Annotated in this window: 31 protein-coding genes and 4 tRNA genes; 31 read left to right on the forward strand and 4 right to left on the reverse strand. The window is 71.0% G+C overall.

The annotated features are described in order from the left end of the window. Positions 1 to 648: 648 nt before the first annotated feature. From BCF44_RS52250 to BCF44_RS52375, 27 genes are all read left to right on the forward strand, one after another. Positions 649 to 945 (forward strand): hypothetical protein, encoded by a 297-nt coding sequence (locus tag BCF44_RS52250; RefSeq protein ID WP_147329028.1) that lies wholly within the window; start codon positions 649 to 651, stop codon positions 943 to 945. A 42-nt stretch (positions 946 to 987) separates the two neighbouring features. Beyond that, positions 988 to 1,308, forward strand: a complete 321-nt coding sequence (locus BCF44_RS52255) for a hypothetical protein (protein WP_116182079.1) — start codon at positions 988 to 990, stop codon at positions 1,306 to 1,308. After that, positions 1,308 to 1,889 (forward strand): hypothetical protein, encoded by a 582-nt coding sequence (locus BCF44_RS52260; protein WP_116182080.1) that lies wholly within the window; start codon positions 1,308 to 1,310, stop codon positions 1,887 to 1,889. Before BCF44_RS52255 ends, BCF44_RS52260 begins: the two co-directional genes overlap by 1 nt. After that, complete coding sequence (locus tag BCF44_RS56335; protein WP_170218233.1) at positions 1,886 to 2,059, forward strand: hypothetical protein; 174 nt, start codon at positions 1,886 to 1,888, stop codon at positions 2,057 to 2,059. Before BCF44_RS52260 ends, BCF44_RS56335 begins: the two co-directional genes overlap by 4 nt. A gap of 87 nt (positions 2,060 to 2,146) precedes the next feature. Then, positions 2,147 to 2,389 carry a hypothetical protein gene (locus tag BCF44_RS52265; protein WP_116182081.1) on the forward strand — a complete coding sequence of 81 codons (243 nt, stop codon included), beginning with the start codon at positions 2,147 to 2,149 and terminating at the stop codon, positions 2,387 to 2,389. Beyond that, complete coding sequence (locus BCF44_RS52270) at positions 2,386 to 2,775, forward strand: hypothetical protein (protein WP_116182082.1); 390 nt, start codon at positions 2,386 to 2,388, stop codon at positions 2,773 to 2,775. The genes BCF44_RS52265 and BCF44_RS52270 overlap by 4 nt, the downstream gene beginning before the upstream one ends. Continuing rightward, the gene (locus BCF44_RS52275) at positions 2,775 to 3,020 is read left to right on the forward strand and encodes a hypothetical protein (RefSeq protein ID WP_116182083.1); all 246 of its coding nucleotides are present in this window, start codon (positions 2,775 to 2,777) and stop codon (positions 3,018 to 3,020) included. The genes BCF44_RS52270 and BCF44_RS52275 overlap by 1 nt, the downstream gene beginning before the upstream one ends. Further along, positions 3,017 to 3,298: a hypothetical protein gene (locus BCF44_RS52280; RefSeq protein WP_116182084.1), complete on the forward strand. Its 282-nt coding sequence runs from the start codon at positions 3,017 to 3,019 to the stop codon at positions 3,296 to 3,298. Before BCF44_RS52275 ends, BCF44_RS52280 begins: the two co-directional genes overlap by 4 nt. A gap of 2 nt (positions 3,299 to 3,300) precedes the next feature. After that, positions 3,301 to 4,152: a hypothetical protein gene (locus tag BCF44_RS52285; RefSeq protein ID WP_116182085.1), complete on the forward strand. Its 852-nt coding sequence runs from the start codon at positions 3,301 to 3,303 to the stop codon at positions 4,150 to 4,152. 180 nt (positions 4,153 to 4,332) lie between these two features. Further along, entirely contained in the window at positions 4,333 to 4,683 is a 351-nt protein-coding gene (locus tag BCF44_RS52290) for a hypothetical protein (protein WP_116182086.1), read from the forward strand. A 59-nt stretch (positions 4,684 to 4,742) separates the two neighbouring features. Next, positions 4,743 to 5,096, forward strand: a complete 354-nt coding sequence (traA, locus tag BCF44_RS52295; RefSeq protein WP_116182087.1) for a plasmid transfer protein TraA — start codon at positions 4,743 to 4,745, stop codon at positions 5,094 to 5,096. Between the two features lie 52 nt (positions 5,097 to 5,148). Continuing rightward, the gene (locus BCF44_RS52305) at positions 5,149 to 6,930 is read left to right on the forward strand and encodes an FtsK/SpoIIIE domain-containing protein (RefSeq protein WP_170218234.1); all 1,782 of its coding nucleotides are present in this window, start codon (positions 5,149 to 5,151) and stop codon (positions 6,928 to 6,930) included. 214 nt (positions 6,931 to 7,144) lie between these two features. After that, positions 7,145 to 7,729 carry a hypothetical protein gene (locus tag BCF44_RS52310; protein WP_116182090.1) on the forward strand — a complete coding sequence of 195 codons (585 nt, stop codon included), beginning with the start codon at positions 7,145 to 7,147 and terminating at the stop codon, positions 7,727 to 7,729. Between the two features lie 36 nt (positions 7,730 to 7,765). Then, the gene (locus tag BCF44_RS52315) at positions 7,766 to 8,122 is read left to right on the forward strand and encodes a hypothetical protein (RefSeq protein ID WP_116182091.1); all 357 of its coding nucleotides are present in this window, start codon (positions 7,766 to 7,768) and stop codon (positions 8,120 to 8,122) included. A gap of 71 nt (positions 8,123 to 8,193) precedes the next feature. Continuing rightward, complete coding sequence (locus tag BCF44_RS56340; RefSeq protein ID WP_170218235.1) at positions 8,194 to 8,547, forward strand: hypothetical protein; 354 nt, start codon at positions 8,194 to 8,196, stop codon at positions 8,545 to 8,547. Continuing rightward, positions 8,544 to 8,906, forward strand: a complete 363-nt coding sequence (locus BCF44_RS52320; protein ID WP_116182092.1) for a hypothetical protein — start codon at positions 8,544 to 8,546, stop codon at positions 8,904 to 8,906. Before BCF44_RS56340 ends, BCF44_RS52320 begins: the two co-directional genes overlap by 4 nt. Positions 8,907 to 8,953: 47 nt before the next feature. Next, complete coding sequence (locus tag BCF44_RS52325) at positions 8,954 to 9,313, forward strand: hypothetical protein (RefSeq protein ID WP_116182093.1); 360 nt, start codon at positions 8,954 to 8,956, stop codon at positions 9,311 to 9,313. Between the two features lie 51 nt (positions 9,314 to 9,364). Continuing rightward, positions 9,365 to 9,829, forward strand: a complete 465-nt coding sequence (ssb, locus tag BCF44_RS52330; protein WP_211353666.1) for a single-stranded DNA-binding protein — start codon at positions 9,365 to 9,367, stop codon at positions 9,827 to 9,829. Positions 9,830 to 9,941: 112 nt separating this feature from the next. Then, positions 9,942 to 10,556, forward strand: coding sequence for a diguanylate cyclase domain-containing protein (locus BCF44_RS52335; protein WP_116182094.1), 615 nt, complete (start codon positions 9,942 to 9,944; stop codon positions 10,554 to 10,556). Further along, positions 10,556 to 11,005 carry a hypothetical protein gene (locus BCF44_RS52340; RefSeq protein ID WP_116182095.1) on the forward strand — a complete coding sequence of 150 codons (450 nt, stop codon included), beginning with the start codon at positions 10,556 to 10,558 and terminating at the stop codon, positions 11,003 to 11,005. The genes BCF44_RS52335 and BCF44_RS52340 overlap by 1 nt, the downstream gene beginning before the upstream one ends. A gap of 23 nt (positions 11,006 to 11,028) precedes the next feature. Further along, positions 11,029 to 11,823 (forward strand): hypothetical protein, encoded by a 795-nt coding sequence (locus BCF44_RS52345; RefSeq protein ID WP_116182096.1) that lies wholly within the window; start codon positions 11,029 to 11,031, stop codon positions 11,821 to 11,823. Between the two features lie 4 nt (positions 11,824 to 11,827). Then, complete coding sequence (locus tag BCF44_RS52350; protein ID WP_116182097.1) at positions 11,828 to 12,739, forward strand: bifunctional DNA primase/polymerase; 912 nt, start codon at positions 11,828 to 11,830, stop codon at positions 12,737 to 12,739. Next, positions 12,736 to 13,752 carry a DNA cytosine methyltransferase gene (locus BCF44_RS52355; RefSeq protein ID WP_211353667.1) on the forward strand — a complete coding sequence of 339 codons (1,017 nt, stop codon included), beginning with the start codon at positions 12,736 to 12,738 and terminating at the stop codon, positions 13,750 to 13,752. Before BCF44_RS52350 ends, BCF44_RS52355 begins: the two co-directional genes overlap by 4 nt. 93 nt (positions 13,753 to 13,845) lie before the next feature. Beyond that, on the forward strand, positions 13,846 to 15,405 hold the full coding sequence (locus BCF44_RS52360) for a YfjI family protein (RefSeq protein WP_116182098.1): 1,560 nt from the start codon (positions 13,846 to 13,848) through the stop codon (positions 15,403 to 15,405). Positions 15,406 to 15,780: 375 nt separating this feature from the next. Beyond that, positions 15,781 to 16,206: an RRQRL motif-containing zinc-binding protein gene (locus tag BCF44_RS52365; protein ID WP_211353668.1), complete on the forward strand. Its 426-nt coding sequence runs from the start codon at positions 15,781 to 15,783 to the stop codon at positions 16,204 to 16,206. Positions 16,207 to 16,222: 16 nt separating this feature from the next. After that, complete coding sequence (locus BCF44_RS58355; protein WP_246016308.1) at positions 16,223 to 16,522, forward strand: helix-turn-helix domain-containing protein; 300 nt, start codon at positions 16,223 to 16,225, stop codon at positions 16,520 to 16,522. Further along, positions 16,519 to 17,865, forward strand: a complete 1,347-nt coding sequence (locus tag BCF44_RS52375) for a site-specific integrase (protein ID WP_116182099.1) — start codon at positions 16,519 to 16,521, stop codon at positions 17,863 to 17,865. Before BCF44_RS58355 ends, BCF44_RS52375 begins: the two co-directional genes overlap by 4 nt. A 122-nt stretch (positions 17,866 to 17,987) precedes the next feature. Here BCF44_RS52375 and BCF44_RS52380 read toward each other — a convergent pair. From BCF44_RS52380 to BCF44_RS52395, 4 genes are all read right to left on the reverse strand, one after another. Next, positions 17,988 to 18,059 (reverse strand) — tRNA-Val (locus BCF44_RS52380). A 47-nt stretch (positions 18,060 to 18,106) separates the two neighbouring features. After that, the gene (locus BCF44_RS52385) at positions 18,107 to 18,580 is read right to left on the reverse strand and encodes a TIGR02611 family protein (RefSeq protein WP_116182107.1); all 474 of its coding nucleotides are present in this window, start codon (positions 18,578 to 18,580) and stop codon (positions 18,107 to 18,109) included. Continuing rightward, positions 18,469 to 19,263 (reverse strand): anti-sigma factor, encoded by a 795-nt coding sequence (locus BCF44_RS52390; RefSeq protein WP_170218236.1) that lies wholly within the window; start codon positions 19,261 to 19,263, stop codon positions 18,469 to 18,471. The genes BCF44_RS52385 and BCF44_RS52390 overlap by 112 nt, the downstream gene beginning before the upstream one ends. Continuing rightward, positions 19,260 to 19,901, reverse strand: coding sequence for a sigma-70 family RNA polymerase sigma factor (locus BCF44_RS52395; protein ID WP_246016309.1), 642 nt, complete (start codon positions 19,899 to 19,901; stop codon positions 19,260 to 19,262). The genes BCF44_RS52390 and BCF44_RS52395 overlap by 4 nt, the downstream gene beginning before the upstream one ends. Before the next feature lie 243 nt (positions 19,902 to 20,144). Between BCF44_RS52395 and BCF44_RS52400 the strand changes: the two genes are divergently transcribed. From BCF44_RS52400 to BCF44_RS52415, 4 genes are all read left to right on the forward strand, one after another. Further along, a complete protein-coding gene (locus BCF44_RS52400; RefSeq protein WP_043716771.1) occupies positions 20,145 to 20,570 on the forward strand; it encodes an SsgA family sporulation/cell division regulator in 426 nt (141 codons plus the stop codon). A 165-nt stretch (positions 20,571 to 20,735) separates the two neighbouring features. Further along, positions 20,736 to 20,808 (forward strand) — tRNA-Gly (locus BCF44_RS52405). Positions 20,809 to 20,865: 57 nt separating this feature from the next. Next, a tRNA-Cys gene (locus BCF44_RS52410) sits at positions 20,866 to 20,937 on the forward strand. Position 20,938: 1 nt separating this feature from the next. Further along, positions 20,939 to 21,013, forward strand: a tRNA-Val gene (locus BCF44_RS52415). Positions 21,014 to 21,410 lie beyond the last annotated feature (397 nt).

Genomic DNA, 21,410 nt, shown 5'->3' on the forward strand with positions numbered 1-21,410 from the left:
GCCTGCCTACCCCCAGCGACGTACGACAGGTTGATACCCCACTAAAAAGTTGGTTTAGAGGGGTTGACGCAGCCGGTTTACCGTGGTGTTCTGTAGTAGCCAACGAGGGAAGTTGCAGGTAGAACCCCCCTAGACGAAGCAGGGAGCGTCGATGCAGAAGCAAATCGTCTGGCCGCCCCCGGCTCGTGAGGCCAGTCCGGAGCTCGGTACCGGCGCTGTCACCGCCTGCGAAGGACACGGCGACGCCGTGCTGTAACTCGCAGTACCCAGCGTTCCGGCCGGGTACCCGGGGCAACGAATTGTCCGGGCATCTCCCAGGCCGCTGGAAAACCAGCAGTCCAATCCCACGTCGACATCTGTGGGTGACGCACGCCCAAAACAGGCTGCGTCACTGTTCTTTGAGAACTGAAGAAAAGCGCCGCAAGCCACCTTCGGGTGGCTGCACGTCGCCCCCAGCGACCGCATCTCGAATCAGTACGGCGGTCGTAAAACGTGAGTAGGCCGAGGGAGTGCAGACCAACCTCCCCCGGGGCCTACACCCCTTCCCCACACCTCCTGACCTGCGTAAAGCCCCACCTACCCGGACGGCGACCGCAAACGCCCCATCGCTCCAATCCTCTTGTCGCTCGCTTCCACTCGGAGGCTTCCATGTCGACGTCATACGTCCCCACCGAACGCGTGGACCTCGACCAACTGACCGCCGTCGTCGACGCGGTCCGCGCCGGCCACAGCACTCTGGCCGGTTCCGGCCTGACCAGCTCGGTCGCCGCCGGCGAGGCCCGCGAGCGCCGCGACCACCGCACCGCCGCCCGCACCGCCCCCACCCAGCAGCCCGCCCCGACCGCCGCCACGGCGGAGGCCACGCGACTGCCCCGCCGGCTGCGCCCGCGCCGCCGCGCCCCGCTGCCCGTCCGCCCCGGCGTGCTGCCGACCGCCACCCACTGACCAGCCCGTCACCCGTTCCACCAGCTACCTGGGAGTACCGCGATGACCACCCCGTACCTGCCCGTCACCGACGCCGAGTTCACCGCCGAGAACGGCTCGGTGGACCTGGACCAGGCCAACCTGATGCTGACCCCGCTCGACCCCGAGTTCGCCTACCTGATCAGCCACCCACGGCTGTCCGCTCAGCTGGCCGCGGTGCGCCAGCTCGGCCCCGAGCCCACCACCGCCCTGGTCGACGGCAGCGCCCGCAAGGCCCGCGACGCCCGTATCGCCCGCCGCCAGCAGCAGGCCGCCGCCGACAACGTGCACACGCTGCACCCGGCGTTCCTGCCGGTGGTCGAGGTCGAGGCGGAGGCGGCGTGATGACCGACAACACCGCTCGCGGTCTGGGCCTGTTCGGTGCCCTGGGCACCACGTTCGATCTGTTCCACGAGTCGCTGGACCACTGGTTTCAGACCTCGTGGATGGCGTGCAACAAGCGCCGCCACGGCGACCAGCGCGTCTACCGCGACGGCGTCCCGGTCGGCGCCGAGCCGGACGACCGGGCCGGCCAGCCGACCCTGACCGCTTCCCAGCTGGGCCGGCGGGCCTGCACCGCGCACGTCGCCGTCTACACCGCCGGTCAGATCGCCGCCGCGACCGCGGTGACCCGGATGCTCGGCTACCGCCTGCCGCCGTCCGCGGTGCTGGCCGGGGCGGCGATCACCGCCGGCACGCACTGGCTGCTCGACCGCGGCCCCACCCTGACCCGCCTGGCCGCGCTGGCCGGGCGCTCGGAGTACCTGGCCAGCGTGACCGTGGTCCGCCAGCCCGACGGCGCCGCCGAGCAGCACGGCGCCGGCACCGCCTGGAACGAGATGGACCGCTCCGCCCACCGCTTGCTCGGCTGGGTCGCCACCGCCGTCACCGTCATCCTCGCCCTCACGAAAGGCCACCGCTCATGAGCCGCTTCCGGATCACGCAGGTCAGCAACGACAACGAGGTCACCACGATGGTCGACGGCGGTGACTTCGGCGGCATCCAGGCCGCCCACATCAACGGCCCGATCGTGATCAACAGCAGCGACGACCAGGACGGCCCCGAGATCTACATCGACGGCCGGCGGGTGCGCTGACCCCGGTCGGGCGGTCCGAACTTCCACGAACGCGCCGCCCGACCGGGGACTGAGCAACCCCGAACACACCGGAACGGAGCCCCACCAGTGTCCCCCACGCTCACCTGCCCGCTGCCGCTGCCGCTGCTCGCCCAGATGCAGCTGCTGGCCTCGACCCGGCCCGGACCGGACGCCACCGGCCGTGAGGTTGCCGATTGGTACGACCGCAAGGCCGCCCTGCTCGCCCGCCTCGCCGACAGCGCCGACCCCGAGGCCGCCAGCTACGCCGAGCAGTCCGTTCGCGCCCACCAGCACGCCCTCGACCTGCGCCTGACGGAGGTATCCCGATGAACCGCGACACGATCACCCTGCTCCGCGCCCTGACCGCCCACGTCGACCGGCACGACCTGGCCGAGTCGGTCACCGGCGTGCGGATCAGCTACGGCGAGTTCAACATCAGCGTGAAGGACGCCACCCGCGGGCTGGCCGCCACGCTGCGCCGGTGGGCGGACTCGCTCGCCGACACCACGCTGACCGCCCAGCCCAGCAGCAGCGGCTATGACTACGTGCACGTCACGCTGGCCGGCCACCTCGGCGACCACCCGATCACGGTGTCCTGGATCGCCACCGACGCCGACGCCGAGGGCCTGCGCCACCTGCTGGGCATCACCCGGCAGCCCACGTTCCAGCTGGACCTGGACGCCCTGACCGGCCTGCACACCGCCGCGGCGGCCTGATGGACACGCCGAACCCGTTGCAGGACCTCGTGATCGAGCTGCTGACCACCAGCCCGCGCTACGACGCGCCCGCCGAGCAGCACGTGGCCTACCTCCGCCGCAAGGCCGCCCGGCTCGCCGCGTTCGCCCAGGCCTGCGGCCCGCAAGCACCACTGGCCACCGAGCTCGCCGAGCGGGCCCGCATCCGCGCCGAACAGCTCACCGCCCAGCACCACCTCACCGACACCGAAGGGAGCGACCCGTGAAGGTCCGCTCGTTCCTGGCCTGGCCGTTCGTCGTGCTGTTCGACCTAATCCGGATGCTGCTCATCCCCGCGGCCGTGGTCACCGGCGGCTGGCTGTGGGCGCCGCTGAACGTCGCCCTGGTCCTGACCGGCCTGGCCGGCATCTACACCCTGATCGTGCTCTCGATCTGGCGGCTGCGGCTGCGGGCCTCGCTGCGCACCCTGGGCCGCGGCACGATCGTCATCGCCGGCCCGGCCACCGAGGACGACTACCGCCGCCGTTCGCGGAGGGGGCGGTGAGCATGCCCACGACGAACGGCGCGCTGGTGGACCAAGTCCGCCAGCACCTCGACACCGCCCGCCAGAACGGCGAGCAGCCCCCGGGCCGACCGACCCTGACCAAGCTGACCGGGGCGTCGGACTGGGCGATCCGGCGGGCGTTGGAGGCGTTGGAGGCCGAGCAGGCCACCAGCACCGCCACCCCGCCCGCCGAACCCGCCAGCGCCCCCGGATCGGCCACCGTCCCGCCCACGGGCACCGCACTGGACCCCTCGGCGCCGGTCGCCGCCTCGAACGGCGCCGAGGGTGGGCTGGCGGCGGCTGGAGAGGCTGGCGGACCGCTGGCGCCAGCCCCATCCCCACCCGAACCGAGCATTGACACCCGAGGCGAGCACCGCTCGCGCGGCGGGTTGTTCGTTGCGTGGGCGGGATTCCTGTTCGGCGCCGCAGTCTCCATCGCGGCCAACGTGCTGGCCGCCCGGATCCCTCCGGAACACGCCCCGGCCGGCTGGGCGCCCAGCGTGGTGGCCGAGATCGGCGCGGCCGTGTGGCCGCTGGGCCTGCTGCTTTCCGTGGAAGCCCTGTCCCGCGTCCGCTGGCCCAAGGGTGCCATGTGGACGGTCGCGCGGTTCGGCGGCGCCGGCACCGTCGCCCTCGGCTCCGCCGTCATCTCCTACGGCCACATCAACGAAGTCTTGACAGCCTGGGGCTACACCGTTCTCGGCGCAGGCGTTGGTCCACTCGTGATCGACGGCCTGATGACCATCTGCGGTTTCGCCATGCTGGCGGGCTCGACCGCCAGCCGCCACCAGCCCACCACCACCGACCGCCAGGCCGACACCAGCCCGGCCCCGATCGACGACCAGCCGCGCTGACTCCCGCCCGCATTCCGGGCCATCTCGCACACCTTCCCGCACGGTTGCCGCGCGGCTGGCGGCCGCCCACACCAACCCCACCACCGGCACCGCCAGCCGCCCGCCAACCGTCGCCACATGCCCGGGCGGGTGGTCGTCGACTCGACTCCGACCACCCGCCCGCCACCACTGGAGGGACACGTGACCACCACGACCGCCACGCCGAGCCTGGTCGAGCAGATGCTGGAGCAGGCCCGCTTGCTGCTCAACAAGAGGTTCATGGCCGCCAGCGATATCACCATCGCCGAGGTCTACCTGGACGCCGCCGAGGTCGCCCGCCAGTACCCGGGCGGACGTGACGACGTGCTGGCCGCCGCGGCCGAGTTACGCAAAGCCGAGGACCGCCCCCACACCGGCGACCAAGAGCGCCACATCACGGCCGCGCGGTTGCGGTTGCGGATCGCCGCGGCCAGCCACCAGCCCGCCGACGACGTGGTGTTGCCGGCCCCCAAGCCGACCCGACGCCGCTTCAACGGCGACGCCGCCCACTGACCCTCCACATCGGCCGGTTGCGGCCGAACCGTGTTGTCCTGCAACGAAAGGTGCCAGTGATGGCTCAGCAGTTCTTCGACGACCCCGAGTTCTTCTCGACCACCGCAATCAGGGATTTCTGCAACAAGGGCCGCAACCTGCTGCGCCCCCTGCACAACGAGCTGCACATCTCCGCCGAGGAGTTGCAGGCCGTGCTCAAGCACATCACCTCGGCAAACCCCACCGTGTTCGGCCTGGACTCCCGCGTCCGGGCCCGGCTCGTGGCCCGGCACATGCACCACGCCGCCGACGCGATCGAGGTCGCCTCGACCTCCCTGGTCCGCGTGTACGCCAGCTTCCGCCAGCACTACGTCAAGCCGATGAGCGACCGGGACCGGTCCCCGCAGCGCCGCGAGTTCCAGTTCAACGGCTGACACCGATCGTTCTTCCGACTGTTCCGCGAGGACACCGAGAAAGGAGAAACCCGTGGCAGGCAAGCGAAACCGTGGCGGTGACCTCGCGGGCACGGAGGCCAACAGCGAGTTCGGCTACTACGTCCCCCGCTCCTACTGGGCCTCCCGCCTGGCCCCGTATGCCGGGGAGTGGGCCGGGGTCGGCGCGGTGTGGCTGGCCGGCGAGGGCCTGCACCTGTGGTTGGCCTCGGCGACCGCGTTGCCGTGGGTGTCCACCGGCGAGACGCTGCTGGGCACCGGGCTGACCGCCCTGACCTGGATGTGCTCGAAGGCGCGGTCGGTGCTGACCCGCCGGCACGCCACCGCCACCACCGGCCTGATCGCCGCGTGGCTGACCACCGCGACCATCACCGGCGCGACCGTCACGCCGGTGCTGCAACTGTGGGCGCTGGGCGGCGCCACCGTCGCCCTGAGCTGGAACATCCGCCGCCTGCTGCGCAAGTCGAACGAGGCCGGCGGTGACGGGTTGTTCGAGAAGGTCAAGCTCGCTGGGGTGCGGGCGGGGGAGATCGAGGTCGGCCCGAACAAGGTGACCGCCCCGTTGCAGCTGACCTCGGCGGAGACCAGCGTCGCTGACGTGCAGGCCCAGGCCGACACGATGGGCCGGCTGCTGCACCTGCACAAGGGGGCCGTGCGGGTCACCGAGGACCCCGACGACCAGGCCCGAGGCACGTTGACGATCGTCCCCCAAGACGTGCTGCGCCACCCCCAGCCCTGGCAAGGCCCCTCCGCGCCGGGCGGCAGCATCATGCAGGGTCTGCGGGTCGGGCTGTACGAGGACAACGAGCCGCAACTGCTGTTCCTGCCCGGCGACAAGCGCACGCACCGCAACGCCACCCACCAGTGGACCCCGGAGGCGTTCGAGCGCTACGGCATGCCCTACGTGGTGCTGTGGATCGAGGAAGCGCCGCGGGTGCTCGAAGACGCCACGACCGTCACCCGGATCGTGCAGGAAGCCCGCTCGGCCGGCATCAGCGTCGTGTTGTCGCTGCAAAAGGCCAGCTTCCGGCAGATGTCCACCGACACCCGGTCCCAGCTGGGCGCGGTGTGGTGCTTCGGCGTGAACGAGTTGGAAGACGCCGCCTACACCCTGGACGAGCAGGTCATCGACGCCGGGGCGCGGCCGGACCGGTGGAAGAACCGCCGGCCGGGCTGCAACTACCTGGTCGGCCCCGGCATCCCGGAAGAACGTTTCGCCGTCGCGGGCCGCACCTTCGCCGCCACCGACGCCCAGCTGGCGGCCGATATCGAGGCCGGCAAGCCGTACCGGGCCGCGCTGCACCCGATCACCGCGACCGCGCTCGGGTTGCCGATCCGGCCCGGCGAGGTCGACGGCATGCCCGCCACTGCCACCTCGGCGACCGGCGGGAGCTCGGTCACCGAGTCCGATGAGGCCTGGGAGGAGGACGACGACGTGGCGTTCGACGAGATGGTCGACGACCTGGATGAGGAGGAGGTTGACACGTTGGTGCCGCTGCCGGCCACGCACGAGCCGGACCTGGACGTCACCGCCGACACCGAGCTCCCCAACGACCCCGACATGCCGTTGCCGCAGGACCGACTCAGCCCGACCCAGGCGCGGGAGTTGCTGGCGGAGATGATCGAGCAGCTGGCCGCGTCCGGCCGTACCACGATCACGGTGCGGGACCTGCCGGATCCGGAGCAGGCGTTCGGCCGGGGCCGGTCGTGGCTGTCCGGTCAGCTGGGCCAGCTCGTGCTGGACGGCACGCTCACCGAGGCCGGCGTGGACGGCAAGGCGATCGTGTATGCGTTCCGCGCGCGTAACGCAGCGTGACACACGCGCGGGTGTGACGTCATCTGACGTGACGTGACGTCACACCCGTCCATTCCCCGGGTCAATGCGTGCGCGCGCACGTGCGCGCGCGAAAACTCATTCATAACACTGTTCTAACAACGGTCTGACGATCGCCTGACGAACGCCGGACCGACCTTGCTCGCCCATATTCAACTACCCAGTGTAACCAAATGGAGGTTGTGCAGTGTCTCCCATGGAGTACGTGACCGTGGCCGGCGGCCCGTCGGCGGCCGTGTCGGTGGTCGACCCGACCCTGCCGCCCTACGACCAGCACGACGACGGCGACCAGCCAGCGGGCGGCCTGGCCGACGGGTCACACCCGGTCATCCAGGCCCGACTGCGCACCGCGGTCGAGCAGGTCGACGAGCAGGCCACCCGCACCCAACGGCGGCTGGTCGGCATGCTGCCGGTGCCGGCGGTGCTGCTGGCCGCCGCGATCGTGCTGGCCCAGACCCAGCCGGGCCTGGCGGTGCGGCTGATCCTGGACGCCGCCGCGCTCACCGCGGGCGGCGCGCTGGTGGCCGGGCTGCTCGGCGCCGCCCAGCAGCCCACCGACCCCGCCGCCGGATTCAGCCGATGGGCGCTGTTCGCCAAGGCCCCGGCCAGCGCGGTGTACGCCGACCTCGCGCGCACTGCGGTCGGGCACCCGGCGTCGCTGGCGGGCCGGCTGGTGGCCGAGTCCGTCGCGTTGGCCTGGGTCACGCGCCTGCGCCGGGCGCTGCTGATCGGCACCGCCGCCGCAACCGTGCTGCTCACCCTCGCCGCCCTGACCGCCTGACACCCCCAGCGCCTCACTGTGACGAGAGGCCTGCTCATGACCGACACCAGCACCGCCGCCATCTCCCGCGCCGCCGGCGCCACGACCCACGCCCGCGAGGCGGTGGGCGGCGGGTTGACCACGCCCTGCTGCGAGCAGTGGCACTCGTTCGACCACGCCGCGGCCTGTCTGGAGTCCCTGAGCTGGTGGGCCGAGCTGATCCAGCAGGCCAACCGCCACGCCCGCCGCACCCTGCCCCCGGAGGCCGCCCGGTTCGCCCAGGCCCAGGACCGGGCGATCGAGAAGGCCCGCGAGGCCCTCGGCGTGGCCGCCCAGCGTCTGCGGGCGGTGCACGTCCACGTCGGCTCGTTGTGCCAGGTCCGCTCAGACATGGACCTGCCGCACGACGACTGACACCCGCTCCGCCTGACCCACATCCGCGGCAAGGCAGCGCCTTGCCGTCCGCGCGAAAGAAAGGCCGAGCTGTGGCCGCATTCCAGCAGCACCTGTTCCAGCACCCCGACGGTCGTCTGATCTTCACCCGATTCGACAACCACGACCTCGGCACGTCCGCGGTCGAACTGTTTCTCGGCGCATCCGGCGCGCTCATGCCGCGCGTGACGGTGACCGAGATCGAGGTGGTGCGGGACGGCGGGTCGCTGTACTTCATCACGGCCGAAGGAATCGTGTTCATCCCGGTGTGGGGCGGGCAGCCCGCGTTCTTCGTTGACGCCGACGACCCGGGCACGCCGCTGATCGCACTGGACCCGACAACGGTCGTCATCACCGAGAGCACCGCGGTCGTGATCACGTCCGACGCCGATGGGGAGAACTCATGACGTCGTCGCTGTTCACCGACGCCACGTTCGACGCCGCCCAGGCCATGGACGCCGCCGCCCGCGCCGTCACCGGCACGCCACTGAGCCCGCAGGCCGCCGCCGAGGGCATGAGCAAACTGATCGAGGTCGCCGACCACCTGCGGATCGTCGCCCGCCGCCTGGCCCACGAGAGCCGGCTGACCGCCCACGGCGGCAACCCGACCGCGACCGAGCAGGTCGTGGACATCACCCGCAGCGTCGTCGACCACTTGCGCCAGGCCGAGACCGAGGCCGGCATCACCCGCGACGCGTTCAAGGACGTCCACGGCGAGCTCGGCGACCTCGTGGCCGCCGTCCGCGGCACCGCCTTCACGTTCTGACCGCGCCACCCCGTCCGCACCACACCCCACCAGTGGAAGGACCCGTTGTGTCGAAACTCGTGGACGCCACGCAGGACGCCCTCACCGCGATGTCCACCGTCATCCGCTGCATCGACAACCCGTCGGCGACGACCCCCAAGGAACTGGCCGCGGGCCTGGAGCTGCTGACCCGGGTCACCGACCGGCTGGCCTGGGCCGCCCAGGGCTTGGCGGTCCGCCTCCGCCAGACCGTCAACGGCGACAACCCGACGGCCAACGAGGTCGCCGCGGAGCACGCCGACGTCATGTCCAGCCACCTCACCCGCGCCCAGCACCAGGTCATCGACGCGCGCAGCGCGATAGCCGAGGCCACCAGCGCCGCCGCCGACCTCGCCCGCTCCAGGAAGTGCGCCGGGCTCACGTTCTGAGCCAGCGCTGGCCGCTCCATTCCCGCACCGCCACTCGAAAGGAAACTCGTCATGGTCGGATTGCCTGAGGTCACGATGGCCGGCACGCTCACCGCCGACCCCGAACTGCGCTATACCCAAAGCGCGATCGCGGTCGCGAACTTCACCGTGGCCTGCAACCCCCGCACCCTCAACCGCCAGACCGGCAAGTGGGAGGACGGCGAGGCCACCTTCGTGCGCTGCTCGATCTGGCGCGACGCCGCCGAGCACGTCGCCGAGTCCCTCAAGCGCGGCCAGCGCGTGCTGGTCACCGGTTCGTTGCGCCAGCGCAGTTACGAGAAGGACGGCGAGAAGCGCTACGCGATGGAGCTGGACGTCACCGAGGTCGGCGCCAGCCTCAAGTGGGCCAACGTCGAGGTCCGCAAGGTCACCCGCAACGCCGGCCCGGCCGGCGAGGACTCGTGGGCCACGCGTGCGCCCGCGCCGGTCGGTGCCGCCACCGGCAGCAGCGGGTTCGCCGACGAACCGCCGTTCTAGCACAGGTCCCCGCACCACCAGCCCCCCGACAGCGGAGGCGGCCCACATCACCGGGTCGTCTCCGCTGTCGCGTCCGTCGCCCACGTCGTCGCCTCACCGAGAGGTCACCGCCATGGACACCACCCTCGCGGCCGCCCTGATCAGCACAACCACCCTCGCCGCGACCAGCACGACCGGTTACGCCGCGCTGCTGCACCACCGCCTGCACACCGACGCCACCACCGGCCTGGCCAACCGCGCCGCCCTGCGCCGACTCGCCGGCCACGCCGGCCGCCGCCGGCACGGCTCGGCCGGCCTGTTGCTGCTGGACCTGGACCGGTTCAAGCAGATCAACGACACCCACGGCCACCCCACCGGCACCGCCGTGCTGATCGAGCTGGCCGAGCGGCTCGCCGAGGCCGCCGAGCCCGGCGAGGTCCCGGTTCGGCTGCACGGCGACGAGTTCGCCCTCTGGCTCGGCCCGCTGCCGGACGGCCAGGCGGCCGAGCGGATCGCCAAACAGCGCGCCGCCGAGGTCGCCGCCGCCTTGGCCGCCCCGGTGCACGTCGACGGCCTGGTGCTGACCGTGACCGCCAGCGTCGGCGCCTACACCGCGCCCACACACCGGGTATCGCTGTCGGGGCTGCTGGCCGGGGCGGACGCCGCGATGTACGCGGCCAAGCGCGCCGGGCGGCTCGTTCGGCTGCGCCCGGTCCCGACGGTCGGCGAGGCCGGGGAGAGCGCCTGATGTCCCGGAACCGCGCGGACGTGGAGGACGTCCGGCCGATCGTCGCCGCCCACGAGGTCGGCCACCTGATCGCCTTCCAACTCGCCGACGTCAAGATCATCGAGGTCCGCCTGTTCGGCTCGCGCATCCGAGCCGAGGGCTACGTGCAGGCCGACGTCGACCCGCCCCGCGACGCCGCCCAGGCCCACGCGGTGCTGGTCGGCGTGTTCGCCGGCGTCGCGGCCGGCCACCGGTGGTGCGACCGGCACGGCCTGACGCACCTGGTCGGCGAGGACGTCCACGACCGTGTCGCCTACCGCGACCTGCGCCGCAAGCCGCTGTTCCGCGACGTCGACCGCGCCGAGGCCGTCGCCGACGCCCGGCGGCTGGTCCGGCGGCACTGGTCGCGGATCGAGCGGCTGGCGCCCGTGCTGGCCGCGCGCGGCTTCCTGCCGCCCGACGCCTCCTAACCCATCCACCTGGGGAGCAGCACATGACTCGCACCGTCACGCCCGCGCCCGGTTGGGTCCCGGTCACCACCCGCCGCGGGGATCACACGCTCGACCTGCCCGCCGAACCCATCGCGACCCCGGGCCTGGTCCTGGCGCCCGACTGGCAGGGCAACCGGTGGACCGGCCGCTTCGTGGTCGTGCACGCCGCGTCCAGCATGGTCGTCCCGTACACCGCGCTGCCGCTGGTCTACGCCCGGGAGGTCGCCGACCAGCTCGGCCAGCACGGCATCGACTGGACCGACCCGGTCGCCGCCCAACCCACCCGACCGCGCCTCCGGGCCGCCATCCTGCACGTCACCATCGCGGCCACCGAGGCCTGGCAGTGCGGCGTTCCGCTGTGGTGGGCGCGACCGAGCTGGCAAGCCTGCCCGCCGCTGTGGCGACTGAACGGCATCGACGTCGCCGACGGCGAGGACGGCTGGATCTCCGCCCTCGACTTCGGCCCGGCCTGGACCACCTGGCGCGGTGTCGTCGGCTGGCTGGACCTGATCCACGACGACCCGTTCGCCGACCCACTGATCGGCACGATCACCGTCTCGCGAGACCGAGACCTGTCCTGGCGGCTGGTGTGCGCCGCGCCGCTGTGCCACCACGACCAGCCCGCCGTCGGCGGCTGGTTCGCCGGCGAGGGCGACTGGATCGAACGCCCCACCACCGACCGCGAGTTCCTCGCCGCCACCTCGACCGAGCTCGGCTGGCGCCAGCACGGCCGGCACTGGCTGTGCCCGGCCTGCGCCCACGACCACACGCCCAACTACGACAGCACCTGGTGGTGACGCCATGACCGCGCTGTCCCCGACCCAGGCCGCCCGGGTCGGCGCCGTGCTCGACCTGATCGACCGCGGATTCGCGGTCTTCCCGCTCAAACCCAACAGCAAGGTCCCCGCGATCACCGACTGGGAGAACCGGGCCACCCTCGACCGCAGCCACGCCGCCGAGTTCTGGACGACCCGCCCGCACCACAACATCGGCGTGGCCTGCGGACCGTCCAACCTGCTGGTCGTCGATTGCGACGTCGCCGCCGACGGCAAGGTCGGACCGGACGGCTTCAACATGATCGGAATTGACGACGGGCTCGGCGTGCTGGGCGAACTCGCACGCCGCGCCCGCGGCGACCTGCCCGCCACCTACATGGTCGCCACCCCGTCCGGTGGGCTGCACCTGGTCTACCGGCAGCCCGCCGGGCTCCGCTTGCGGTCGACGATCGGCACCCTCGGCTGGCTGCTCGACACCCGCGGACACGGCGGCTACGTCGTCGCCGCCGGCTCGACCCTGCCGAACGGCGGATATGAACTGGTCGACGAGGCCGACCCGGCCGAGTTGCCCGCCTGGTTGGTCCAGGCCCTGTCTCCCAAGCCGCCCACGGCCACCCCAGGGCGAAACGACAAGCCCGTCACCAACCCGAACCGGCTGCTGCACGCGATAGTCACCGGTGAGCAGGACAAAGTCCGTGCGGCCCCGTCAGGCCGTCACAACAAGACCCTCTTTCAGGCCGCCCTGACCCTCGGCCAACTGGTCGCGGGCGGCGAACTCGACCACGCAGAAGCCGAATCCTTGTTGCAGCATGCCGCCCAGCCGTTGGTGACCGGCGCCTGCCGCTGCACCCAGGCCGAGGTCGACGCCACCATCCGGTCCGGCCTCAAGCTCGGCGGCAGCAAGGCACGTCGCCTCACCCCCGGCAGGGCAGCGTGACCGCTGCCGCTGAGCTCAACAAGGCAAAACCGCGGCACGGGTCGTTGTTCACCGGGACCGGCGCGCTGGACATGGCCGTCACTCAGGTGTTCGGCACCACGCCGGCGTGGCACTGCGACAACGACCCGGCCGTCACCCAGCTGCTGACCATCCGCTGCCCCTACACACCCAACCTCGGGGACATCCGGACCGTTGACTGGTCGACCGTCGCGCAGGTCACGATCGCCACCACCGGGTTCCCCTGCACCGACGTGTCCTCGGCCGGCAAACAGGCCGGGCTCACCCCCGACACCAGCAGCGGCCTGTGGTTCCACACCGCCCACGCCATCGACCGCCTGCGCCCGCAGCTGGTCGTGTTCGAGAACGTCAGGGGGCTGCTCAGTGCCAACGCCGTTCGCCCGGTGGGACGGGACGGGCTGGACCCGTCCCGATCCCGGCCTCTTCGGGCACTGGGAGCCGTACTCGGAGATCTGGCCGACCTCGGGTACGACGCGAGCTGGGTCGGCCTACCCGCTTCCGACCTGGGCACCGCCCACCGACGATTCCGGATCATCGGCATCGCCTGGCCCACAGGCGATCCTGGGTTCGTTGCTGCCCACGCCGACCGCACGCGACGGCTCCGGACGAGGCGTACCCGGCACGGACTACCGCACCACCACCGGCCGCCCGCTGGACGAGACCATCCACCGGCTGCTCACCGCGACCGAGCCGACGACATCGGGATCGACTGGGGCCGGTACGCGCCGGCGATCCGACGTTGGGAACACGCCCTCGGACGACCCGCTCCCGCTCCCGCTGTTCCAGGACGGTCCGGACGCCCCCGCCTGAACCCGGTGTTCATGGAGTGGTTGATGGGCCTGCCCGACGGCTGGGTCACCGACGTGCCCGGCCTGACCGACGACGACAAACGCCGCGTACTGGGCAACGGCGTCGTCCCCCGACAAGCCGTCGCCGCCCTGCACTGGCTGCTGGACACCGTCCCGACACCGGCATCGGTTCCCGTCGCCGCGTGACCCCCGGCGCCGGCGTCGCCCGCACCGTGGCGGCGCCGGCCATCGCCCCTCCCGCACCACATGCGTGCACCCCTCGCGAAAGGCAGCGCCGGCATGAGCACAGCACCACACGCCGGACCCGCCCACCTCCGGGCGGTGCCCCCCTACGACGACATTCCACCGCCCGCCGAACAGGTCGAGGTCTGGGAGCCCCCGCTCCCACTGATCGGCGCCCGCACCCTCCCCCCGTTCCCGGTCGACGCCCTCCCCGGCTGGGTGGCCGACATGGTCGCCGCGGTCGCCGAGTTCACCCAGACCCCGCCCGACCTCGCCGGCTGCATCGCACTCGCGGCCCTGTCGACCGCGGCCGGCGGCCGGTCGGTGGTCGAGATCCGGCCCGGCTGGGAGGAACCCACCAACATCTACACCGTGGTCGTGCTCCCGCCCTCGGCCCGCAAAAGTCCCGTGTTCCGGGCCATGACCCGCCCGATCGCCGCGGTCGAGCGGGAACTGGTCGAGGTCGCCCGCCCCGCGATCGAGCAGGCCCGCATCACCCGCCGCACCGCCGAGGCCCTCATGGAGCAGGCCGAGGCCCGCGCACACAAAACCCTCGGCGCCGACCAGGACAACGCCATGGCCGAGGCCGTCGACGCCGCGCTCCAGGCCGCCCAGGTCGACGTCCCGGTCGAGCCGCGGCTGCTGGCCGACGACATCACCCCCGAACAGACAGCGACCCTGCTGGCCCAACACGGCGGCCGGCTCGCGATCCTCTCCGCCGAGGGCGGCCTGTTCGGGACGCTGGCCGGCCGCTACAGCGGTTCGCCGAACCTGGACGTGTTCCTCAAGGGCTACAGCGGCGACACCCACCGCGTCGACCGCGGCGGCCGCCCACCCGAGTACATCGAAACGACCACCCTCACCATCGGCCTGACCACCCAACCCGCCATCCTGGAAGAGCTGGGCAAGACTTCGCTGTTTCGCGGCACCGGCCTGCTGGCCCGATTCCTGTACTCGCTGCCCGTGAACACCGTGGGCGGCCGCATCGCCCGCCCCGCCCCGGTCCCCGAACAGGTGGCCGTCGAGTACGACCAGCGACTACGGGCGTTGGTGCACACCCTGGTGGACTGGACCGACCCCGCCCGCCTGGTCTTCACCCCCGACGCCGACGACGCCATGGCCGCACTGCAAGACGAGATCGAACCCCGCCTGCACCCCGTCACCGGCGCCTGGTCCCACATCGGCGACTGGGGCGGCAAAGTCGCCGGCCAGACCGCACGCCTGGCCGGCCTGATCCACGTCGCCGCCCACCCGCGGGAACCCTGGACCCGGCCGATCGAGGCCGACACGTTCGCGGCCGCACGGCGGCTCGGCGCCTACTTCGCCGCCCACGCCCTGGCCGTGTTCGACCAGCTCGGCACCGACGCCACGATCCGCGGCGCCCAGCACGTGCTCGACTGGCTCGCCAAGGTCCGCCCCGAACGCTTCACCGTGCGAGAACTGTTCACCGGGATCAGCCGCGCCCAGTTCCGCAAGGTCGGCGACCTCGCCCCCGCCCTCGCGGTGCTGGAAGAACACGGCCACGTCCGGCGGCTACCGGACCCCGACCGCACCGGGCAACGCGGCCGGGCACCCTCGCCGACCTACCTGGTCCACCCCGCCCACCGGCACCCCTGACCCTGCCGCAGAAACCGCAGAAACCGCAAAACCCCACCAGCACCCTTGTTTGGGCTGGTCAGCGTGCTGCGGCGTGATCACGCCCGGATGCCGCAGAAAAGCCGCAAAAATGCCGCAGAAATACCCCACGGAGCGCCATGCCGCCGGACGCCAAGCCGGTCGAAGTCACGCCGAGTGAGCACGCCGACGGCATGGCACCGCGAGCAGACCCTGGCCGGGTATTTCTGCGGCATTTTTGCGGCAATATTGCGGCAGCAGCCCATGATCACCCCACAAGCCCGCGACCTGCACAGACAGGCTCACGCCCGGGTTTTTGCGGTTTCTGCGGTTTCTGCGGCAGACCCCCGCCCCCAGCCCTCCGGGAGGTGACTCTGCGTGCCCGAACCCCTGACCCGCGCTTGGCGGACCGAACTCGACTGCGACGACCCCGCCGGCGAACGACACCCGGTCCCCACCTACCCGTGGGGCAAGGCGCCGATACACCTGATCACCCGCCGCCAGATCCGCGACGCCGGCCTGTCGCCCGGACACCCGCCGGTGGCGCAGATGCTCCGCTGCCGCAAGCGGCATCCGGACCGGCCGCTGCGCGCGTGGCTGTACGACGTCCACCTGACCGTCGACAAGCGAGTGCCCAGCCCCGCCCAGCTCGACTCGATCGACAACGCCAACCAGGCGTGGCGAACCTGCTCAACCTGCCGACGCGACGTCGGCTACCGCATCCCCCGCACCCCGCCGTGTTCCGGCGAGTGCGTCGACTGTGCAACCACCGCCGGCCGCATCCCGCGACCCGTTGCGGCGTAACCGAAGGGTGACTGACGTGTCTGATCAGCAAGCCAACGTCATCGCGCTCGCCACTGCACTCGCGCAGTTGCTCGCTTCACCGCCGGCCGCTCCGGAACCGGCGCCGGTCCTGCCGCAGGCCGTCGCCGACTCACCGGCGCTGATGTCCATTCCGGACGCCGCCAAGGTCCTGGGACTGAGCCGATCCTCGGCCTACCGCTACGCGAACAGCGGCGAGCTGCCGACAAAGCGCATCGGCGGCCGCGTGTACGTGGTGCGCGCACAGCTGACCAACTTCCTAGCCACCGACCGCACTCAGGAGAACCCCGCCGCATGAGCCCCCGCAAGAAGAACAGCCGCAAGACCATCCCCGGCAGCGTGTTCCAACGCGGCAACAAGTGGGCGTACTCGTTCTACGGTTCCCCGGACCCGCTCACCGGTGAGAAGCCCAAGATCAGCAAAAGCGGCTTCGGCAGCGACGAAGAGGCATGGGCCGCGATGCTGGAGGCACGCGCCGAAGTCGCCGCCGAGACCTACGTCAAGCCGAGCAAACGCACGGTGAAGGATTTCTTCGACGCTTGGCTGCCGTACGTCAAGAACACCGCGGAGGCGGCCACAGCCGCGAACTACGCGGCATACGCCAAGGCGTACGTGCTGCCGTGGATCGGCAAGCGGCCCATGCAGGAAATCACCCCGCCAGTGATCGCCGCCCTGTACGACAAGCTGTTGACCGAGGGGAAGCGCAAGAACGACACGAACTGGGCGATGTACCAGCTGTGGCGCGTGGCGCTGACGGCAAAGCGGGAGGTGCGGCCGCGCGAACTCGCTGAGGCGGTCGGTGTGCACATCACGGCGGCCCGGCGAGCGATCAGGCGTTACGAGGTTGGCCGTGTGCCAGACGAACCTACTCCCGGGCTGTCGGCGAAGACGGTCAAGAGCGTGCACATCATGTTGGGACCAGCGATGGCCACGGCCAAGGTGTGGAAGTACATCTCGGTCAACCCGATGTTTGGTGTGAAGCCGCCGAGGGTTCCTCGCGGTGCGCACAACACTTGGACCGCCGACCAGGTATCGCGGTTCCTGGAACTGGCTAGCGCCGAGCGCCTCTACGGGCTGTGGGTCCTGGTGGCCTCAACCGGCATGCGGCGGTCCGAGCTGTGCGGCTTGACGCTGTCCGCGCTCGATCTGGACGCGGCCAGCGTGCGGATGACCACGACACGGGTGGTCGCCGGAGGCAAGGTCAGCGACAGCGGCGGCAAGAGCGAGCGGAGCCGCCGCCAGATCGCACTGGACCAGTACACGGTCAGCGTGCTGCGGAACCACCTCGCCCAAGTTGAAGACGAACGACGAGCGTGGGGGCGCAGCTACCAGGATCACGGCCTGGTGTTCTGCTGGGAAGACGGGCGCCCGATCTACCCCGACACGATCACGGAGCAGTTCAACCGTCTGGTGGACCTTGCAGGGCTGCCACGGATCCGGCTGCACGACGTTCGGCACAGCTACGCGACGATCGCCCTGCGGGCCAAGGTCCATCCGAAAATCGTCAGCACGCGGCTCGGTCACGCCACTGTGGCGTTCACGCTCGATCAGTACTCGGCCGACGTCCCTGATCTTGATCAGGAGGCGGCCGAGTCGATCGGTGGTCTGTTCCTGCCGGCGCCGCCGGACAAGTCGGCCTGACCGTGCCGACGGCCCATTAGCTACCGTTTTGACTACCAGGGCCAAGGAATCCGGGCGTTTCCGGCATGCCATGCAACGCGAAAGGCCCCTGACCATGCTGATCAGGGGCCTTTCATGCAATGTGGGCGATACTGGGATCGAACCAGTGACCTCTTCGGTGTGAACGAAGCGCTCTCCCCCTGAGCTAATCGCCCTTTGGAGTTGTTCTCCGCTCTCGCGGTGATGTCAGTACCTTACAACATCACCCCGTCAGACGCGAAAACGGGGGGTCGATGCGGGGGTCGTGGATGCCGAACCAGCCCGCGACCAGGGAGAACACGCCGAGCAGCCAGAGGGTGGCGAGGACGACGAGGCCGGTGGCGGCGAGCACGAGCAGCCGGAGCGGCAGGGGCTGGCGGCGAAGCCAGGCGGTCCACTGGTCGTAGCGGGCCCGGGCGAAGGCCAGTACGCGGCCGGCCCAGGCGAATTCGGTGGCGAGAATGGCGAGCCCGGCGAAGACGACGAGCCACCCGGGCCCGGGATACGGGATGAGCACGATGCCGAGCGCCAGCACGGCGCCGCCACCCAGGGCGATGCCGACGCGGCGGACGGTGCGGAGCGGGCTCAGCTGGTCACCTGACCACTGGCGACGACGTCGGAGGGCTTGGCGGGCAGCGCCCGGCCGGGTTCGAGGGAGATGGCGAACTTCTGGTGCTGGGCGGCGGCGCTGTTCCAGCTGAGCAGCTGGGCGGCGGCGCTGCCGACGTCGAATGAGCTGAGGGCGATGGGCGTCCCGGTGCTGAGACCCCAGACGACGTAGATCTGGTCGGCGGCGTTGTTGGGGCGCAGCCCGAGCGGCACGACGGCGGCGGACTGGGGCGACGAGAGCAGCACGGCGGCCTCCTGGCCGTCGGTCCCGCGCAGCACGGTCCGGTGCATGGTGGGGTCGCTGAGCACGGAGAGAACCTGCGCCTGGGTCTGCTGCTGCCCGTCGAGCCGGTTGACCTGCCAGCCGAGCACGCCGACGGCGACGGCAAGCAGCAGGACGACTGCGGCGGCGGACAGCCGCATGACCCGGTTGCGGGGTCGCGGCAGCTGGACGATCTCGGCGGACCGGCCAGGCGCCTCGGACAGCGCGGAGCCGAGTCGGAATGGCAGCGGCTCGTACGCCTCCTGCGGTGTGCGTGCGACGGCGCGGAGCACCTTCTGACGCAGGCGTGCGGGCGGTTCCTCCTGTGACACCGATCCGCCCAGCAGCGCGGTGACCTGTTCGGTGGATCGCACGATCTCCTGGCACACCGCACAGGAAGGCAGGTGCGCGCGCAGCACGTGGTCGTCGTCGGGCTCCAGCGCGCGCAGCGCAAAGCCGACGGCCAGTTCCTCGTTCGGGCAGCGCCCGTCTCCTCGCGCGGCGTTCACCGCTGCACCCCCGTCCGCCTGCCGGCAGCCCCGTCGACGTCGCCCAGCAGCGACGACAGCAGGCCACGCAGCCGTCTGATCCCGGCGAAGGTGCGCGACTTGACGGTGCCGAGTGGCAGCCCGGTCAGCGCGGACACCTCGCACTGGGTGTAGCCACCGAAGTAGGCGAGCGCGATCACCTCGCGCTGCTCGTCGGGCAGCCGCCCGAGCGCCTCCCGCACCTGGCCGCCGACGACGCCGACCAGCGCCTGGTCGTCGGCGCCGGGACCGGGCGGCACGAGCCGTTCGGCGACCTCGTCGACGCCGGGCACCGTCCGCCTGCGCTGCACGGCTTCCCGCCGCACGGCGTCGACGGCCCGGTGGTGCACCAGCGTGAGCAGCCAACTGGCGAAGGTGCCGCGGCCAGGGTCGAAGCGGCCGGGTGTTCGCCACACCGCGAGGAACGCCTCCTGCACGACGTCCTCGGCGAACTCAGCGTCCACGCACACCCGGCGAGCCAGCGAGTAGGCCTGGCGGCAGTACCGGTCGTAGAGGTCGGCGAAGGCCGACGGGTCGCCGCCGGCGACCCGGCGGAGCAGCTCTGCGTCGGACGGGCCGGCCGCGGCGGACCTGGCCGGTGGGACGGGCGCGTCAGCCACCACGGAAATCCTCACGTCCAACATTCGCGCAACATGCGGTACCGGGTTCAGGTTAAACCCAGCAAGATGGGGATCGCCGAAGAGCAGGCGTGACGGAGTGTAGTCAGCCGGTCGCCCAGGGACACAACCCTGGCCCGGACGGGTGAAGTAGGTCCCCTCCGCGAGCGGTGTTCCTCACTTCGGCGTCACAACTGAGGAGCTCGGTCGTTTCCTGGCCGGGAAGGGAGCAGAAGGGTAACGACGATGCGCAACGACCACGTGACGCTCCGCTCTACCGCGGTGTTCGACCTGCTCGCCCCGCGCACTCCCGCGGTGCCCGTGCAGGTGGAGCTCCGCTACGACACCCGCGACCCGTACGCCGTGGTCGCCGCCTTCCGCACCGGGCGCGCCGGCTGGGTCGAGTGGGTCTACGCCCGCGACCTGCTCGCCGACGGCCTGATCGCCGAGGCCGGGGACGGCGACGTCCGGATCAAGCCGGCCACCGACGACCCCGAGGTCGTGGTGATCGAGCTGAACTCGCCGTCCGGGCACGCCACCTTCGAGGCCGCCTCCGAGGAGCTCGCCGATTTCCTCGACAGAACCTACGACGTGGTCGTGCCGGGCAACGAACACCTCTGGGTCAACGTCGACCAGGCGCTCACCCACCTGATCTCCAACGACATGAGCTGATCTCGCCGACACCGCCCATGACCTGCGGCGATGCCGTCAACCGACCCCCGATTTGATCCAGAGCGGGGCCATCGGATAAGGTTTCACCAGCACCACGGAGGACGGATCACAACCGGAAGTTGAACCGCGGGGTTCACCAACGGAGATCCACTCCCGAAGTCGCATGCGGACGTAGCGCAGTTGGTAGCGCATCACCTTGCCAAGGTGAGGGTCGCGAGTTCGAGTCTCGTCGTCCGCTCGGGTAACGGCCCCTCGTCATTCGGGTCGAAGTTCTCGGAGTACCATCCGGGAAAACGGCGGAGTGGCCGAGTGGCTTAGGCAAGGGCCTGCAAAGCCCTGTACACGGGTTCGATTCCCGTCTCCGCCTCGGGCGATTAGCTCAGTGGGAGAGCACTACCTTGACACGGTAGGGGTCACTGGTTCAATCCCAGTATCGCCCACCAGCATGTTTTAGCTGGTCAGACGGCTGATCAACGATCTTCGTTGATCAGCCGTTTTGCGTTGCGGGGAGCATCTGGGGAGCACGCCGTCCTGACCACACCCGCGTTTCGGTAGTGGTCATGCGATCAGCTCGGTGTGCGCCTGGTGGGTGCTCCAGGTCCACGTGCTGTACTGCTCGCTGGAGGACGACGAGGATCTCGGTTGGGCGGCCTGTCCTAGTCGAAAACCCTGTCACTGGCTGTGAGCTGGGGGTTTTAGGCGGCGGGTTGGTACTCGTTGAGCAGTCCTCCGAGGCGCTGCCTGCGCTTGATCCGGTTCGGTGTGGTGGGCAATGGGACCACGTTCGGGTCGTCATCGGGCGCGCGTAACCCAACGCCCCGAGCTTGGTGGCTGCGGCCG

The sequence above is a fragment of the Kutzneria buriramensis genome (assembly GCF_003387475.1).
GTDB lineage: Bacteria > Actinomycetota > Actinomycetes > Mycobacteriales > Pseudonocardiaceae > Kutzneria > Kutzneria buriramensis.

What these genes read in the sequence shown, in the direction of transcription:
- BCF44_RS52310 (WP_116182090.1), top strand. Translation starts at nt 7,145, where the DNA reads ATGGAGTACGTGACCGTGGCCGGCGGCCCGTCGGCGGCCGTGTCGGTG.
- BCF44_RS52275 (WP_116182083.1), top strand. Translation starts at nt 2,775, where the DNA reads ATGGACACGCCGAACCCGTTGCAGGACCTCGTGATCGAGCTGCTGACC.
- BCF44_RS52375 (WP_116182099.1), top strand. Translation starts at nt 16,519, where the DNA reads ATGAGCCCCCGCAAGAAGAACAGCCGCAAGACCATCCCCGGCAGCGTG.
- BCF44_RS52315 (WP_116182091.1), top strand. Translation starts at nt 7,766, where the DNA reads ATGACCGACACCAGCACCGCCGCCATCTCCCGCGCCGCCGGCGCCACG.
- BCF44_RS52340 (WP_116182095.1), top strand. Translation starts at nt 10,556, where the DNA reads ATGTCCCGGAACCGCGCGGACGTGGAGGACGTCCGGCCGATCGTCGCC.
- BCF44_RS52255 (WP_116182079.1), top strand. Translation starts at nt 988, where the DNA reads ATGACCACCCCGTACCTGCCCGTCACCGACGCCGAGTTCACCGCCGAG.
- BCF44_RS52360 (WP_116182098.1), top strand. Translation starts at nt 13,846, where the DNA reads ATGAGCACAGCACCACACGCCGGACCCGCCCACCTCCGGGCGGTGCCC.
- BCF44_RS52345 (WP_116182096.1), top strand. Translation starts at nt 11,029, where the DNA reads ATGACTCGCACCGTCACGCCCGCGCCCGGTTGGGTCCCGGTCACCACC.
- BCF44_RS52270 (WP_116182082.1), top strand. Translation starts at nt 2,386, where the DNA reads ATGAACCGCGACACGATCACCCTGCTCCGCGCCCTGACCGCCCACGTC.
- ssb (WP_211353666.1), top strand. Translation starts at nt 9,365, where the DNA reads ATGGTCGGATTGCCTGAGGTCACGATGGCCGGCACGCTCACCGCCGAC.
- BCF44_RS52260 (WP_116182080.1), top strand. Translation starts at nt 1,308, where the DNA reads ATGACCGACAACACCGCTCGCGGTCTGGGCCTGTTCGGTGCCCTGGGC.
- BCF44_RS52350 (WP_116182097.1), top strand. Translation starts at nt 11,828, where the DNA reads ATGACCGCGCTGTCCCCGACCCAGGCCGCCCGGGTCGGCGCCGTGCTC.
- traA (WP_116182087.1), top strand. Translation starts at nt 4,743, where the DNA reads ATGGCTCAGCAGTTCTTCGACGACCCCGAGTTCTTCTCGACCACCGCA.
- BCF44_RS52400 (WP_043716771.1), top strand. Translation starts at nt 20,145, where the DNA reads ATGCGCAACGACCACGTGACGCTCCGCTCTACCGCGGTGTTCGACCTG.
- BCF44_RS52335 (WP_116182094.1), top strand. Translation starts at nt 9,942, where the DNA reads ATGGACACCACCCTCGCGGCCGCCCTGATCAGCACAACCACCCTCGCC.
- BCF44_RS52285 (WP_116182085.1), top strand. Translation starts at nt 3,301, where the DNA reads ATGCCCACGACGAACGGCGCGCTGGTGGACCAAGTCCGCCAGCACCTC.
- BCF44_RS56335 (WP_170218233.1), top strand. Translation starts at nt 1,886, where the DNA reads ATGAGCCGCTTCCGGATCACGCAGGTCAGCAACGACAACGAGGTCACC.
- BCF44_RS52250 (WP_147329028.1), top strand. Translation starts at nt 649, where the DNA reads ATGTCGACGTCATACGTCCCCACCGAACGCGTGGACCTCGACCAACTG.
- BCF44_RS52320 (WP_116182092.1), top strand. Translation starts at nt 8,544, where the DNA reads ATGACGTCGTCGCTGTTCACCGACGCCACGTTCGACGCCGCCCAGGCC.